Origin of the sequence: Neptunomonas japonica JAMM 1380 (assembly GCF_016592555.1) — a bacterium.
GTDB classification, from domain to species: domain Bacteria; phylum Pseudomonadota; class Gammaproteobacteria; order Pseudomonadales; family Balneatricaceae; genus Neptunomonas; species Neptunomonas japonica_A.
Map to the genome: position 1 here is coordinate 1,314,260 of NZ_AP014546.1, position 15,200 is coordinate 1,329,459.

General features: G+C 41.2%; 12 protein-coding genes and 1 pseudogene. 7 read left to right on the plus strand and 6 right to left on the minus strand.

Annotated features, from left to right (window positions below; translation table 11 throughout):
- Nucleotides 1–213 precede the first annotated feature (213 nt).
- Nucleotides 214–2,445 (minus strand): NADP-dependent isocitrate dehydrogenase, encoded by a 2,232-nt coding sequence (locus tag NEJAP_RS05975; protein ID WP_201349755.1) that lies wholly within the window; start codon nt 2,443–2,445, stop codon nt 214–216.
- A 640-nt stretch (nt 2,446–3,085) separates the two neighbouring features.
- On the opposite strand from NEJAP_RS05975, the gene NEJAP_RS05980 reads away from it, so the two are divergent.
- Entirely contained in the window at nt 3,086–4,366 is a 1,281-nt protein-coding gene (locus NEJAP_RS05980) for a transporter (RefSeq protein WP_201349756.1), read from the plus strand.
- 58 nt (nt 4,367–4,424) lie between these two features.
- Here NEJAP_RS05980 and NEJAP_RS05985 read toward each other — a convergent pair whose 3' ends face one another.
- Nucleotides 4,425–5,303 carry a winged helix-turn-helix domain-containing protein gene (locus NEJAP_RS05985; protein WP_201349757.1) on the minus strand — a complete coding sequence of 293 codons (879 nt, stop codon included), beginning with the start codon at nt 5,301–5,303 and terminating at the stop codon, nt 4,425–4,427.
- A 479-nt stretch (nt 5,304–5,782) separates the two neighbouring features.
- Here NEJAP_RS05985 and NEJAP_RS05990 point away from each other — a divergent pair, with 479 nt between their 5' ends.
- The 4 genes from NEJAP_RS05990 to NEJAP_RS06005 all read left to right on the plus strand — a co-directional run bounded on the left by NEJAP_RS05990 (nt 5,783) and on the right by NEJAP_RS06005 (nt 8,736).
- Nucleotides 5,783–7,093 (plus strand): hypothetical protein, encoded by a 1,311-nt coding sequence (locus NEJAP_RS05990; RefSeq protein ID WP_201349758.1) that lies wholly within the window; start codon nt 5,783–5,785, stop codon nt 7,091–7,093.
- A gap of 241 nt (nt 7,094–7,334) precedes the next feature.
- Nucleotides 7,335–7,538, plus strand: coding sequence for a hypothetical protein (locus NEJAP_RS05995; RefSeq protein ID WP_201349759.1), 204 nt, complete (start codon nt 7,335–7,337; stop codon nt 7,536–7,538).
- A gap of 14 nt (nt 7,539–7,552) precedes the next feature.
- Nucleotides 7,553–8,227 (plus strand): C39 family peptidase, encoded by a 675-nt coding sequence (locus NEJAP_RS06000; protein WP_201349760.1) that lies wholly within the window; start codon nt 7,553–7,555, stop codon nt 8,225–8,227.
- A gap of 29 nt (nt 8,228–8,256) precedes the next feature.
- Complete coding sequence (locus NEJAP_RS06005) at nt 8,257–8,736, plus strand: hypothetical protein (protein ID WP_201349761.1); 480 nt, start codon at nt 8,257–8,259, stop codon at nt 8,734–8,736.
- Nucleotides 8,737–8,996: 260 nt separating this feature from the next.
- On the opposite strand, the gene ccoG is transcribed toward NEJAP_RS06005, so the two are convergent.
- Complete coding sequence (ccoG, locus tag NEJAP_RS06010) at nt 8,997–10,316, minus strand: cytochrome c oxidase accessory protein CcoG (protein ID WP_201350483.1); 1,320 nt, start codon at nt 10,314–10,316, stop codon at nt 8,997–8,999.
- Between the two features lie 150 nt (nt 10,317–10,466).
- Here ccoG and NEJAP_RS06015 point away from each other — a divergent pair, with 150 nt between their 5' ends.
- Entirely contained in the window at nt 10,467–11,933 is a 1,467-nt protein-coding gene (locus tag NEJAP_RS06015; RefSeq protein ID WP_201349762.1) for a PLP-dependent aminotransferase family protein, read from the plus strand.
- A 50-nt stretch (nt 11,934–11,983) separates the two neighbouring features.
- Here the strand turns inward: NEJAP_RS06015 and NEJAP_RS06020 are convergent, their stop codons facing one another.
- The 3 genes and pseudogenes from NEJAP_RS06020 to NEJAP_RS06025 form a co-directional block, all read right to left on the minus strand.
- A complete protein-coding gene (locus NEJAP_RS06020; protein WP_201349763.1) occupies nt 11,984–12,703 on the minus strand; it encodes a cupin domain-containing protein in 720 nt (239 codons plus the stop codon).
- A 42-nt stretch (nt 12,704–12,745) separates the two neighbouring features.
- A pseudogene (locus tag NEJAP_RS19530) lies at nt 12,746–12,966 on the minus strand (SDR family oxidoreductase); the annotation flags it as partial.
- 66 nt (nt 12,967–13,032) lie between these two features.
- The gene (locus NEJAP_RS06025; protein WP_201349764.1) at nt 13,033–13,806 is read right to left on the minus strand and encodes a sulfite exporter TauE/SafE family protein; all 774 of its coding nucleotides are present in this window, start codon (nt 13,804–13,806) and stop codon (nt 13,033–13,035) included.
- Nucleotides 13,807–13,980: 174 nt separating this feature from the next.
- Here NEJAP_RS06025 and mtnK point away from each other — a divergent pair, with 174 nt between their 5' ends.
- Nucleotides 13,981–15,174, plus strand: a complete 1,194-nt coding sequence (mtnK, locus tag NEJAP_RS06030; protein WP_201349765.1) for an S-methyl-5-thioribose kinase — start codon at nt 13,981–13,983, stop codon at nt 15,172–15,174.
- The last annotated feature ends 26 nt before the right edge of the window (nt 15,175–15,200 follow it).

The window sequence follows — 15,200 nt, forward strand, 5'->3', positions numbered from 1 at the left end:
TCTCAATGCAAAATCAGGGGGATGTTCTGCGAATTACGGGTGTAGTAAATATTCTAGTGCCTAGCGGCGAGTACATAATTCGCTGTTGAGTCCGAAATAGAGACTTAAGTATAAATTAATTGATGGGTTTTTATGAAGCAATAAAAAAGCCCACAAGAGTTGCTCTTGTGGGCTTGTCTGTTGTTATTTCAAAGAGAAATAACGAATATCAGCTTACTGGTGAACAGAAGCGAGTGCACTATTTAGCGTAGCGCTTGGGCGCATTACACGTTTAACAGTGTCGCGTTTAGCGTGGTAGTAACCATCCAACTCTGCAGAGCGGCCTTGTACAGCGCTAAGTTCAGACACGATAGTTGCTTCATTTTCAGTTAGCGTTTTAGCTAGTGGTGCAAATAAAGTGGCCAGTTCTTTATCGTCAGTTTGTGCTGCTACGGCTTGAGCCCAGTACATACCTAGATAGAAATGGCTACCGCGGTTATCTAATTCACCTGTTTTGCGTGAAGGAGACTTGTTGTTTTCTAGAAGCTTTCCAGTTGCTTGGTCAAGCGTCTTAGATAGGGTTGTCGCACGAGGGTTGTCGTTTTTGATACCCATATCTTCTAGAGATACTGCGAGTGCCATGAACTCACCTAGTGAATCCCAACGCAAGTGGTTTTCTTCTTCTACCTGTTGTACATGCTTAGGCGCGGAACCACCCGCACCTGTTTCATACATACCACCGCCTTTAAGCATTGGCACGATAGATAGCATTTTAGCTGAAGTACCCAGTTCCATAATTGGGAACAAGTCAGTCAGGTAGTCACGTAGAACGTTACCTGTTACTGAGATAGTGTCTTGGCCACGAATCTGGCGTTCCATAGAAATGCGAATTGCTTCGTCGTAAGACGCAATGCGGATATCTAAGCCAGTTGTGTCGTGATCTTGTAGGTAAACGCGTACTTTTTTAGCCAGCTCCATATCATGAGCACGTTCAGGGTCTAACCAGAAAATAGCAGGAGTATCAGACTGACGAGCACGTGTTACCGCTAGTTTTACCCAGTCACGAACAGGCTCATCTTTAGTTTGGCATGCACGCCAGATATCACCTTTTTCTACTTCATGTTGAGTCAGCACGTTACCTGCTGTATCAACAACACGCATGATGCCGTCTTCAGCTAGCTCGAACGTTTTATCGTGAGAACCGTATTCTTCTGCTTTCTTCGCCATTAAGCCAACGTTAGGCACAGTCCCCATTGTTGTTGGATCAAATGCACCGTTAGTTTTGCAGAAGTTAATCATTTCTTGGTAGATACGTGAGTATGTGCTTTCTGGCATAACTGCTTTAGTATCTTTTTGCTTACCATCTGGTCCCCACATCTGACCAGAGCTACGAATCATTGCAGGCATAGAAGCATCAACGATTACGTCACTCGGTACGTGTAGGTTGGAGATGCCTTTTACTGAATCAACCATCGCCATTTCAGGGCGGGTAGAGTAACAAGCCTGAATATCTTCTTCGATCTCTTCACGCTTAGAGCGTGGTAGGCTAGCAATTTTGTCGTAAACACTGCCTAAACCGTTGTTTGGGTTAACTTCAAGCTTAGCAAACAACTCAGCGTGCTTTTCAAAAAGGTCTTTGTAGAAAACAGTAACAGCATGGCCAAATACGATAGGGTGTGAAACTTTCATCATGGTAGCTTTAACATGTAAAGACCACATAACACCGGTTTCTTTTGCATCATTTAGGCTGTCTTCAAAGAATTCACGAAGCGCTTTGCAGCTCATGAACATGCCATCAATAATTTCGCCCTGCTCAAGCTGAAATTCTTTTTTAACGGTTACCTTGCCATCTTTAGCAACAAACTCAATGCGGACATCGGTTTCTTTGTCAACGGTTGTAGATTGTTCGCTAGAGAAGAAGTCGCCACCGCGCATATAATCAGCGTGTGTGCGTGATGCTTTGCTCCATTTCCCCATTCTGTGTGGGAATTTACGAACAAATGCTTTAACAGCAGCTGGCGCACGACGGTCAGAGTTACCTTCACGTAGTACTGGGTTTACCGCACTACCAAGAAGTTTACCAAAACGTGCTTGAGTGACTTGTTCTTCTTCGCCATGCGCTACTTCAGGGTAGTCAGGAATATCATAGCCCTGAGTCTGAAGCTCAGCGATACATGCTTTTAGCTGAGGAATAGAAGCACTGATATTAGGGAGCTTAATGATATTGGCAGAAGGGTCTTGAGTAAGCTTACCGAGAAAAGCTAAGCCATCAGCTACTTGCTGCTCGTCAGTTAGTTTTTCGGGGAAAGCAGAAAGGATACGGCCTGCTAATGAAATGTCACTGATTTTAACATCGATATCAGCAGCGGCTGTGAATGTTCTTACAATAGGTAATAAAGAACAGGTTGCCAGTGATGGAGCTTCGTCGGTAAGGGTGTAATAAATCGTTTGTTTCGTTGTAGTCATTTCTCATCCCCGAATAGTTTAGCTGGATCGCAACAGGCTTGAAGTAAGCTGACTTTTGGTCTGTTTACCTCACTGGTCCAAGCCTTTCTTCTATGTTTTTCGAGCAGAATTATACCGGAAGAGTAATGGCTGTTATACGGTTGGGCTATGCACTTAAGGATAATAAAAGGTGATTTTTGTAAAAAATTTACAAGAAATTTGGTCGTGCGTCACGAAAGGATAGATAATTATTGTATGTTTTTTGATCAGTTTTGGCTTGTGGATTGGGTTAGAACGAATGGTTATAAATATCAACAGATTGTCTTTGATGCATTGAAAGGAGGGAGATTTATTAAGTTTTAGAAGAATGCTGGCGGATCTCTATGTCAGGAAGTGAATATATCTCTTTAAAGTTTGTATTACCTTATTATTCGTGGTAGATGAATGGTTATATACTCAAAATAACCTTAAAATTTATTAAAAAATTTAAGGTTATTTTGAGTGCTTTCCTATCTATATGTCTGATTTTATTATGAGGTTGCTGTTGTAAGATATGAATGATGAAGTACTTAAATTATTTTAATTACATTGAGTTAGTAACGGGGAGAAGGTAGCTCAATATCGTTTGTCGAAGCTTTATGAATATAAGGAAGGGGCGACTGTGAAGGATATTAAATCTAATAAGAATCATATAAAAAAAGTATCTCGTCAGTTTTTTCCATACGGTGCAATTCTTTATACAATGGTACTGTATCCAGGAGATGCATTTTCGGAAGTTAGTGTTTCTAACGAAGCTATTTTAAAGCAATATCAGCAATTAGTAGCTGACCAACAAAGAGAGTTTGAAAAGCAAAGAAAAATTATAGCACGACAAGGAAAAGAGATAGATAAGTTGAAATCTAGGCTCGATATCATATCTAACAAAGCGGCTTTAAAGCCTCCTGCTAAGCGTCAGCGTCAGGTCGCCTCACAACAAAGAAACTTACCATCTTCACCTGTTGGGCAGCGCCCTCCTAAAAGAGAGAAAGATACTGCTCCGCCAGAAATCCCTAGGTTGAGTAACACGGTGGGCGGGGTGTTAACTAAAAAAGGGAAATTGATTCTAGAGCCTTCTATTGAGTATTCATATAACTCGAACAATAGAGTGTTTCTAGATGCATTTACATTTTTACCTGCATTAGCAGTTGGACTCATTGATTTACGAGAGGTTAAGCGCCATAGCACAATTGCGAGTGTAACTGCGCGCTATGGTATGACTGACCGGTTGGAGCTTGAGTTCAAATTGCCCTATGTTTATAGATCAGATAGTCAACGGTCACGGCCTGTTAGTATAGGTGTTGGTCAGGATGAAATATTTAATGCTAGCGGTGATGGAATAGGCGACTTGGAGTTTGCAGCGCGCTATCAATTAAATAATGGTAATGATGGTTGGCCAATTTTTATTGGGAACTTAATGGTAACGGTACCGACAGGAACCAGTCCATTTGATGTAGATTTTGTGCAGTCTACTCCCGGTGCCGTGTTTCCAACAGAATTACCAACCGGTTCTGGATATATCAGTATTCAGCCGAGTATTACCGCGCTCTATCCAACAGATCCGGGAGTGTTTTTTGGGAATTTAAGTTATAGCTATAATGCTGAAACAGATGAAAATATAGGAACGGTAAACCCTGGAGATACGTTGGGAATGAGCTTCGGATTAGGTTTCTCCTTAAATGAGCGCTCTTCATTTAGTCTTGGCTATTCTCACAAACATGTTTTTGAGTCAAAGATAGATGGGATGAAAGTTAAAGGAAGTGTATTGGATATTGGGCAGTTGTCTATTGGCTATTCTTTAAAGCTCTCACAAGAAAAGAACATAAATTTATCTCTAGGTATAGGAACAACTGAAGATGCACAGGATGTAAGGCTGAGCTTGAGGGTGCCGATATCAATTCTATAAATTAATAATACATATGATTTACGATCTACAGCCATGCCATTATCAAGCATGGCTTTTTTTATTGAAGTATATGATTGATGTTAACGCCCTGTGAATCGAACTCTTCTTGACTAGTCTCATAAAGTGGTTGGGTATTTAATTTATATCCAATACCTTTGAGCGTTAGTATCCAGTGTGGCTTATATGGATCTATTTCAACTTTCTTTCGTAGTAGATGCATGTATTGATAAAGATCAGACTTATTTGCGCGGCCATTTTCTGGCCATAGATGGTTGATTATTTCCTGAGAGGAAAATGTATGGTCAGTATCGGTTGCAAGAAATGAAAATAGTTTGAATTCTTTACGGGTTAATTTTAGATTTTTTTCATTAAAGTAAACAGACTGACTGTTTATGTTGACGGTGAAAGGTCCAGTCCTATAGTTTTCGAAGTGTGCATGTTTGCTAGAGGTGTGCTGACTTAAATTACTTACGGGGGGGGCTGTTATCAGCGGTCTTTGCTTGTCTTCAGAGCGCCTTTCATCACGTCTTCGCTCGTTGTTTCTTCTATCTGAGAATGGGTGAAAGTTGTAGCTGAAGTGTTCTCGTAAATAGCTGTCTAGTTTCTCCATGATAGGATTATCTAAATAAAAATCTATCCATGAACCCTCTTGAATATCCTTTTGATCTGCATTGTTGAAAATAGCACAAATAGAAATTTCTCTATTGTCGTTTATTTTTTTTAATGCTTTTAGTTGCTCTTTTGTAAATATTTTATCAAGTTCTCTTATATCAAAAATTATTAACCTGTAATTTGTTTTTATGTCTTTGGAGTCAAGTTTTTCTAAAGCTGGTTTTGTATCGATGTGTAATTTGTTTGCAAGCCCGTATCCTTTTAACATCCCAAGAATGAACTTATCATCTGATATTAATAGTATAGAGTTCTTACTGTTATCCATATTGGAATCCATGTAATTTATTTCCTGCCACTATGAAGTAGCAATTCTATTATATAGTGTTGTCTTAAAATATATCAATATTGTCTGTGTGGGTTTTTTTAATATATTAGTTTTTAGTAATTATATAATTAAACGTTATAAATATTGATTTTATAGGTTTTTTTTCATTATTGTTGTCGGTTTGTATTAGATGTAATTGATATTGTTTTTATAGATAAGATTAAATTCTATTTGTTTAATATAAAATTAAACTATCCGTGTGAAATTATTTAAGTGATTTTTTTATATAAATCATAATGTTAATGTCATTTTTTTAATGAATTTTTGATATTAATTTTTTTAGGTAATTTTAATTATGATTTTATGGAATTTTAAGCTTCATTTGTGGATTCTGAAGATGTTGGGAGATCACCCTAGCTGTATAGAGGTGGTCGGGTTAATAAGTTACGAAGATAAAAATAATTAAATGGAGCATTAAAATGAATAATACTAAATTGCTAGCAGCTAGTATTGCGCTTATTTTGGGAACAACCACTAATGCGTGGGCAAACCCGACCAATACAGCGACGGATTCGGCACAAACACAAACGGCAACAGCCAGTTCTGACACAAGTGGTGCTGGATCTGGTACAGCAAATGAAAACTCTACTGCAGTGGGGACTGACAACACAAACAATGCGGATAACAGCGATAACTCGGATGGCAGCGATAATAGTCTTGCTGACTCTGAAGATGACTCTGCTTCTGCAAATAATGGCAGTACAGCGAGCACCGATACAGATGACAACAGTAACAACTCCGATAATAGCAACAATTCGGATAATAGTACTGCTGACAATGATGACAATAGTAATAACTCTGATAACAGCAACAACTCGGATAACAGCACTGCTGACAATGATGACAACAGCAATAACTCGGATAACAGCAACACAGGCAATGGTGAAGCTGACTCTGAGGATGATTCCGCTTCTGCAAACAATGGCAGTACAGCGAGTACAGATACAGATGACAACAGCAACAACTCTGATAACAGCAACAATTCGGATAACAGCACTGCTGACAATGATGACAATAGCAACAACTCCGATAACAGCAATAGAGGCAATGGTGTAGCTGACTCTGAGGATGATTCCGCTTCTGCAAATAATGGCAGTACAGCGAGTACAGATACAGATGACAACAGCAACAACTCTGATAACAGCAACAATTCGGATAACAGCACTGATAACAGAGATAATAGCTTTGCTGATTCTGAAGATGACTCAGCTTCTGCGAATAATGGCAGTACAGCGAGTACAGATAACTCGGATAACAGCAATAATTCAGATAACAGCTCAGTAGCTGCAACCGATGCTGCTGCAAACAATGGAAGTACTGCAACGTCTGACCGCTCTGATAACTCTGATAATTCAGATAACAGTATGGCCGATGCCAGTGCTATGGGCTCTGCTGCTGCAAATAATGGAAGTACAGCAACGACTGACAACAGTGACAACAGTGATAATAGCTATTCCAATGCAGGTGGTACTGGAACTTCTGCAGCTAATAACGGAGGGTCAGCAACAACTACTTATAGTGTAAATAACTCAGACCTCATGGGTACAGTAACCGGAAACTCTTACGGTTATCCCACTGCACAGTCAGGTAACTGGGGTGGTGAAAACAATATCGCAGACTCATTTAATGGAACTGCTGGTGTAAACCAGAATATCCAGAATACTGGGGGAAATTCTTTGACACAACAGCAAGTTTCTTTCCAGGGAAATGTGAGTGTAAACCAACCTTAATTTAGAAAACTGGTTTGTCACATGAAATCAGGTTGTCGACAGATATTGTCGGCAACCTTTATAACAATAAAAGGGAGAATGTGATGAAAGCGTTTAACAGAAAGCTTTATTTATTTATTATCCCATTAGTTTTTTTTATGTTGGGTCGGTAAGAGCGTTACCACAGGAGGTAAATAAGTTTTTAGTTAATCCTGAAGCAGTTTTATTAGATGAGCTTGATCAAGAACGTGGTCGTGGTGGTGTGATTGATATTACTACGGTCGTAAATTCAAATCTTGAAGCCAATTTGTCAAATAATACAGCAAATAATAATGTTACCGGTTTTAATATTATTGACAAAGGTTCGTTTACCGAAGCAAGTGGTGTTTTTTCGATTATACAAAATACGGGAAATAATGTTCTCATTCAGGATTCAACCATTATTAATGTAACTATTTCTCCATGAAATAAGGAAAATTTATGAGAATGTTAACACTTTTATTTTTCTTGTTGTTTTTATCTTTTAAATCACAAGCACTTGAATTAAGTGGGTTTTCTGTAGGAGGTAACTACAGTATACCTATCGTGAGCTTTAATGAGCGAAAATTTACGACGGTTTATAAGCAGAAGTATGATTTTAGTTGCGGATCTGCAGCACTAGCCAGTCTCCTTACGTTTCATTATGAGGATGAAATTAGTGAACAAAGTGTATTTATAGATATGTACCAAAAAGGTAATAAGTTGAAAATTCAGAAGCAAGGATTTTCATTACTTGATATGAAGTTTTTTTTAGAGAGGCGTGGATATAGGTCAGATGGATTTAGAATGAGCCTCGATAACCTTAAAGTCCCTGCTATAACAATAATAAATAATAATGGATATCTTCATTTTGTCATTATTAAAGGGGCTAGTAATACTGAAGTGTTGGTAGGAGATCCATCAATAGGTGTAAAGGTTGTACCGCGAAATGACTTTATAAAGATGTGGGAGCAGCGAATACTCTTTTTGATAAGGGATGATAAAAGCATCGCTTCTCGGCATTTTCAAGACTCCCGTGAGTGGAATGTCAGAGTTAAAGCTCCTTTAGATAAAGTCATAAGCCGTACAAGTTTGGGTGCATTTAACCTGTTACAACCAGGTAATTATGATTTTTAGAGGATGTGTTTTTATAGGGAGGAATTTCAATGAGTGTTCATAGTGTTTTTATCCCTGTGTTGTCTATGTATAGCGTGCTTATGGTCGGTTTTTTAGAAAGCCATGTTTTTGCAGCGGAATCTTTAGATCAAGTAGAAATTGGTGCTGATTGGGAAAAAGTAGAGGATGAAGAACTTGATAGCTTACGTGGTGGTTTTACGTTACCCAGTGGATTAGTTGTCGATTTTAGTTTTGATAAAAGGGTATATCAAAATGGTATAGAGTCCTTTTACTCATATTTTGAATTACCAGAAAATGCTGAACTAGGTCGCACTCGTACACAAATATCTGATATGGCAACAGATTTTTCTAACATGGTATTGAATTCGGTCACGCAAAATACGTTAGATAATCAAGTTATAAAAACGTTGAACACCATTAGCATCGACATAAGTAATGTGAAAAATGCACAATTCGACATTAATAATACTCATGTGTTTAGAGATTTAGTAAGTCCAACGTACAAATAAACTCCTGGTTTTATATTTTTGTCTTATTCTCCCTCAGTGTTACTTCTACTACTTCCTGCATTACCGGCTCGCAAAGCGCGATAGGTATAGTGGTTGAGCATAATAAGTCACTTAAGAATTTTGTTGTTTCTAAAAGTGCTCGTGCCCAGCGCTCTTTACTCAGAGCGTTGGGGGGCTGTGCAAACTCGGCCTAATGCTAGAAGGGAAGTAACATTTGTGATTAACTCAGCGAGCTGATGTTATGAAAGTAGTCTTTTTAATTATTTCGAAGTTGTTCTCTTGAAAGTGTATCTGCAGCTGATTATTTGATGTAGACGTGGGTTGAGCACACACTCTGTAAGGTAGCCATTGGGAAAAATTAGCTTTTTTATGCTTTGCATGCCTTCAAGGTGCGCGCCTGTGATTCCAGAAACTGATAGGTTTAATGCTTGAAGTTCAGGGTTGAAGCTTTCTACTTTAAATAAATAACGGTTGCAGACTGTTTCTTCATCAAGCTGATGAAACAGTGCTCCTCGATCTCGTCGGATCTCTATTAGCAGCTCTGTTTTATCGGTAAATCCATAAACTACAGCAGCGATGGTTGTCAGTGATACCAATAGGTAAGCGATCAGGCGAGGTCGCCAAAGTGGGCTGCTCATTTTGGCTAATTGGTCTTCGGAGCAAAATAGAATTAAGCCTTTTGGGCGTTGTATTTTTGTCATCACGGCATCGCAGGCATCAATGCAAGCACCGCAATCGATACAGGCGGCTTGTAGGCCATCTCTAATATCAATTCCTGTTGGACACACTTGCACACAAAGGCCGCAATCTACACAGTCGCCGCTGCTACCATCAGAAGATCGTTTATTACTACGAGGCTCTCCTCGACTTTTATCATAGCTAACGGTACGCGTCTGGTCATCAAACATGACGCCTTGAAAGCGAGAGTATGGACATGCGTGTAAACATATCTTTTCTCTTACGAGCCCTGCATTAAGATAAGTCAGGGCTGCCATGCAGACCAACCAGCCAAGGGTGCCTGCGCCTGCTTGCCATGTGAATAAGTCTGCTACGAGCTCGCGAATGGGAATAAAGTAGCCGGTAAAGGTCACGGCTGTAAAAATAGCAAAACTAATCCATAAAAAATGCTTACTGATACGGCGAAAAAGCAAAGTACCGCGCAAGGGTTGGCGTTCTTGGCGTGCTCGGATATTAGCGCGCCCTTCGGTCCATTGTTCAATACGGATAAATACCCATGTCCAGATACTTTGTGGGCAAGCGAAACCGCACCAAACACGCCCCCAACCTACCGCCATAAAAAACAATAAGCTGGTGCCTGCAATCATGATGCCGGCCAGTAGTGGTAAGTCATGCCATGACAGAGAGGTGCCAAAAAGTAATATGCGTCGCTGCCCAAAATCAAATAACAACCAAGGTTGTCCATCAACTTGCAGCCATACCAAAGCAAAGTAGACAAACAGCAGCGGCCAACTGATCAAACGGCGGGCTTGCTGAAACCATCCTTCGGTTAAGCGGACGTGGATTTTGCTATCAACGGCAAGCGTAGAAGCATCGATAATTTGGACTGGAATCTTTTGCATCATTCACAACTTAGCTAATGAGAATTAGGAGGTTGAAAGCATATAGAAGAGCAGATAATAGGATCAGGCATAAAAAAATAAAACTTTTGCGGTACAGATTGTTTTGTTAATGTTTGGTTACGCGACGGATACCAGTAAGGTTTAAAAGTAATGAGTAGAGAATACCGATATCAGCGACTGGAAACATGGTTACTTGACGGTATTGCTGGTAAACGTTGGGCTGTCGGTGAGCGTTTGCCCTCAGTGCGTGAAATGTGTGCTGAGCAACAGCTTTCTAAAGCGACAGTGCTTCATGCATACCAAAGGCTGGAGGCGCGCGGGCTGGTTGAGGCTCGCCCTAAATCTGGCTATTTTGTTTTACCGAACACTGCAACTAGAGCTGTCCCGCTAACGGGCAGTGATACTGTTGTAGCGCCTGCGCCGGTAACCGTGAGTGATGTGGTTATGGATGTTATGTCCAGAGGCGCTGCATTTGATATATTGGCTGGATTACAAGCGCAACGTAGACCCGCGCAAAGCTTTAGTGAACAAGCCTCACTCGATGAAAATATAGCTGAAGCAAGTAACGCAGGAATAATGGCATTAAACCGAAGTGTAGGGCGTGCTCTGCGTAGTCAAACAGCTAATGCGCACCATTACTATGATGAACCCGCTGGTGATAATGTTTTGCGTGAGCAATTAGCGCAACGTTATCGCCGCTATGGGTGTGAGCGTAGTGCTGAGGATTTTTGTATTACAGCGGGTTGCCAGCAATCACTGTTTTTGGCATTGATGGTATCTTGCCAGCGTGGTGACATTGTTGCTGTTGAATCGCCGGGTTTTTATGGGGTTTTACAGTTGCTTGAGCAACTGGGCTTACAGGTTGTTGAGATACCTGCTTCGCCAGTTACAGGTTTGGATGCTGATTCACTTGCGCGTGCCTTACAACAATGGGATATACGAGCGTGTGTCGTAACACCGGCATATGCAACACCGACAGGCGCCAATTTACCGTTAGCAACACGCAAAAAGCTTCTCTTATTAGCCGAACAGTATGATATGGCCTTGATCGAGGATGATATATACGGTGAGTTAGGTTTTTTAGGGCGTCCAGACCCTTTGAAAGCAGAAGATAAAACGGGGCGTGTTATTCTTTGTAGCTCTTTTTCTAAGAGTCTTTCCCGTGATTTAAGAGTGGGGTGGATAGATGCAGGCCGTTGGCATAACCAAGTAAAGCGTTTGAAGTTAGTGACTTTGCTAGCGAGTAGTCGTTTTGTCCAGCAAGGTCTTGCTAGTTTTTTAAAGGACGGTGGCTATGATACGCACCTTCGACGCCAGCGAGAGCAGCTGCGTTTACAACGTGATCAACTCGTTAACTTTCTGGATGAACATTGGGCTGCAGATATTCGCTTTAGCGTGCCGGAAGGAGGGGTGGCGATGTGGTTACAGCTTCCCGAGGCAGTCGATACACTAGCAGCCTATGGCGCAGCACTCAGCAAGGGAGTGGTGATAACACCAGGCTCGCTATTTTCTTCGAGTGATCATTACCGTAATTGTTTACGTTTGAGTTTTTTGCACCCTTTAACAAGGGCACGCCAAGACGCGTTGAAAACATTAATGGGAGTGCTCTCCCATTAATGTACTTTCATCTTGTAAATTGCATTACATCAACGTTTAGGTCATCTCGTTTATTTATCTAAAGATGTGCCGTCAAGTAAGCGTGCTAGGTGGCCAACTTTTACTAAAATTAAACAACCCTCGTTGCTAAAAGGTTGATGTTTGCTGTTGTCAGGAGAGCGTACCCACGTGCCTGCTGGGTACTGTCCAAACTCGTCTTCGAATGTGCCTTCAATAACGAGTATTTCTTCGCCGCCCATGTGTCTGTGAGTACTAAAGCGTGTGCCTGTTTGCCAGCGCACTAGAGCGGTGTGTTCAGCACTGTTCTTTGATGCGAATTCATGTAATGGCATGACACTTAAACCATCGACTAAACCGGGTAGCCAATCAGTATTGGTTGTATCCAGAACGATCTGTTGTTGATCGTTCATATCAAACATATTGAGTTTGACGAGCAACTCACAACCCACTGTACTACCAGGAGAATGACTAGAACCCGGTGGGTTGCGTAAATATGTGCCGGCGGGGTAGCTGCCATTCTCATCTTCAAAAACACCACTTAGGACAAAAATTTCTTCACCTTGAGGGTGCGAATGTTCTGGAAAGAATGTTCCTGCTTCATAGCGCACAATACTGGTTACTTGGCCTTGCTCCGCACTTTCGCGTTCTAACAGTTTTCGCCAAACACCTTGAGCGGGGGAGGGGAGCCATTCGTTGCTGGCTGTTTCAATAACACAGCGTTGCAGACGGTCCATATTTATTGGTGCGAAGTTACTTGTTGTGGCTGTCATTTTATGGCTCCCGGGTAGGCTTCTTTAATGAGTTTGCGGGTGTTAATTGCGTCCAGCCATCACACCACTATTAATATTCCAAATTGCATCTGTCACCAATCTGCTTTATCCGAGAGCAAGAATGTAATGGTGTTAGCAATATCCGCTACTTTACCAATCCGGCCTATGGGATGGAAAGCATTGAATCCTACAAGAGCTTGATCTAGCTCACTAGGATCAATAAAGGTTTCATAGATAGACGTTTTAACAACATCAGGGGAAACTTCGGCAGAAAGTTCTTGAAAATAGAGAGTGAGGTACTCGCCTCGGAGCGCGCTAGCTAGCGAAAACTAGCCGGCATACACATCAAAAAAGAAGTAAAGCGTTGTCGCTATGCTCGCAACAATCACAAAGTTTCTTACTTGTTGCTGAGGCAGTTTGCGTGAAACATGTGCAGCAACATAGCCGCCGGCTAGTGTGCCGCACAATACGATAGTGCCTTCATACCAAGCAATCACATCGTTATAAATAAAGAGAACAATGGCTATGAGCGAAACCGATGATGACACTAAAAGTTTTAGGCCGTTCATGGCGTTGATATTGGTATAACCTGCCAATGCTAAGTAACTCAGGCTAATAATGCCTAAGCCAGCGTTAAAGAAGCCGCCGTATGTGGCAACTCCCAACAGTAATAGTGATAGCAATATGCCGCCAACCGAGGATGCATGGCGATGGCGAGAGGCCAGTTTTTTGAGCCCCGCGTTAATCTGCCCGCCAAAAATAAAGAGAACAGTGGCAAAAAGCAGTAACCAAGGAATCGCTTCTTCAAAAACGGTTTCGGGTGTTTGCAGTAATAACCATGCCCCTAAAATACCGCCAATCAAGCTGATAGTAACAATACTCACTAGCTGGTCTTTATGTTGGGCAATCTCTTTTCTAAATGCATATGTGCCACTCATATAGCCGGCACATGAAGCAAAAGTGTTTGTGGCGTTGGCTGTAATAGGAGGAATTCCTACAAAAATGAGCGCAGGAAATGTAATGAAGCTTCCCCCTCCAGCAATAGAGTTGAGTACTCCACCAAAGAAGCCCGCAAGAAACAAAATGACTAATTCAAATGACATAGTTAACAACAGACCTGTGACCACCAAAAAGAGCTAGACGATAGCACAGTCACTGTTGGCGCAAATAGATACAGATGGCATATAAATTAACCCGTTCAGATATTTAACTTTATAGATGTTTTTTTCTGGCAAACTGGTCGAATATTGAAAAAGCACCTGTGAGAATTGACTGTTATGACCCATGCTAAATTTGCCAATGATGCTGAAATAATCGAATTTGTACTGACCAATACTGAGTTGTTCACCGATACATCTGCTTTACGAGTTGAAGAGATTGGCGACGGTAATATTAACTTTGTTTACCGAATTACTAACGACCAGAAAAGCGTCATTGTTAAACAAGCGCTACCGTATGTACGTATTATTGGTGAGGGGTGGCCGTTATCGTTAGATCGTATCCGTATTGAAGCGCAGTGCCTAAAAGAAGAGGGAACTTGGGCTGCTGAGTATGTACCTGTGGTTTATTATTTTGATCAAGCACGTTCTGCGTTCATTATGGAAGATATCGGTGATCATGAAAACTTACGTCACGCCCTTATTGCACGCCGACCGCTGCCTGAACTAGGGCGCCATTTAGGTGAGTTTTTAGCTGAATCCTTATTTCATACCTCTGATTTTTATCTAGACACTTATCAGAAGAAAGCCGCCGTAGCCGACTATATTAACCCTGACCTGTGCAAAATCACCGAAGAACTCTTTTTCTGGGATCCGTTCTGTGATCATGAGCGCAATAGTGTTAACCCGCCATTACAAGAAGCGGCACAAGCACTGTGGCAGGATGACCTGCTAAAAGTCGAGGCGGCTAAACTTAAATACCATTTTATGAATGACGCACAAGCTTTGCTGCATGCAGATCTTCATGCAGGCTCTGTGTTTGTCAAAGCAGATGGTACTAAGGTGATTGATCCTGAGTTTGCCTTCTATGGACCGATGAGTTTCGATATTGGCTCTATCATCGGCAACCTGCTTATCAATTTTTCAGGCCAATTAGGATTGGAAGGTGATCTCGACGAGAAGCAGGCCTATCGTGAATTTTTGTTAACCCAGATTGATAACTTATGGAGCACATTTGTTATGCGCTTTAAAGCATTGGTCAGCAAAAAATGCAAAGATCCTGTTTTTTCTGCTGCTGCTTTTGTTGATGCTTTTATCGCACAGACATGGCATGAGAGCATGGGGTATGCGGGTACAGAAATAATTCGCCGTACTATTGGTTTAGCTCATGTGGCTGATTTAGATTCAATTGAAGATATTAATACGCGTGCCGTATCTGAAAAATTTGCATTGGATCTTGGCAGTGCATTGATAAAACAGCGTCAAGATATTAAATCACCACAGGTTCTAAAAGCACTGGTTCAAGCAATATAATTAAGTATGTCCTGGGATGATAAAGG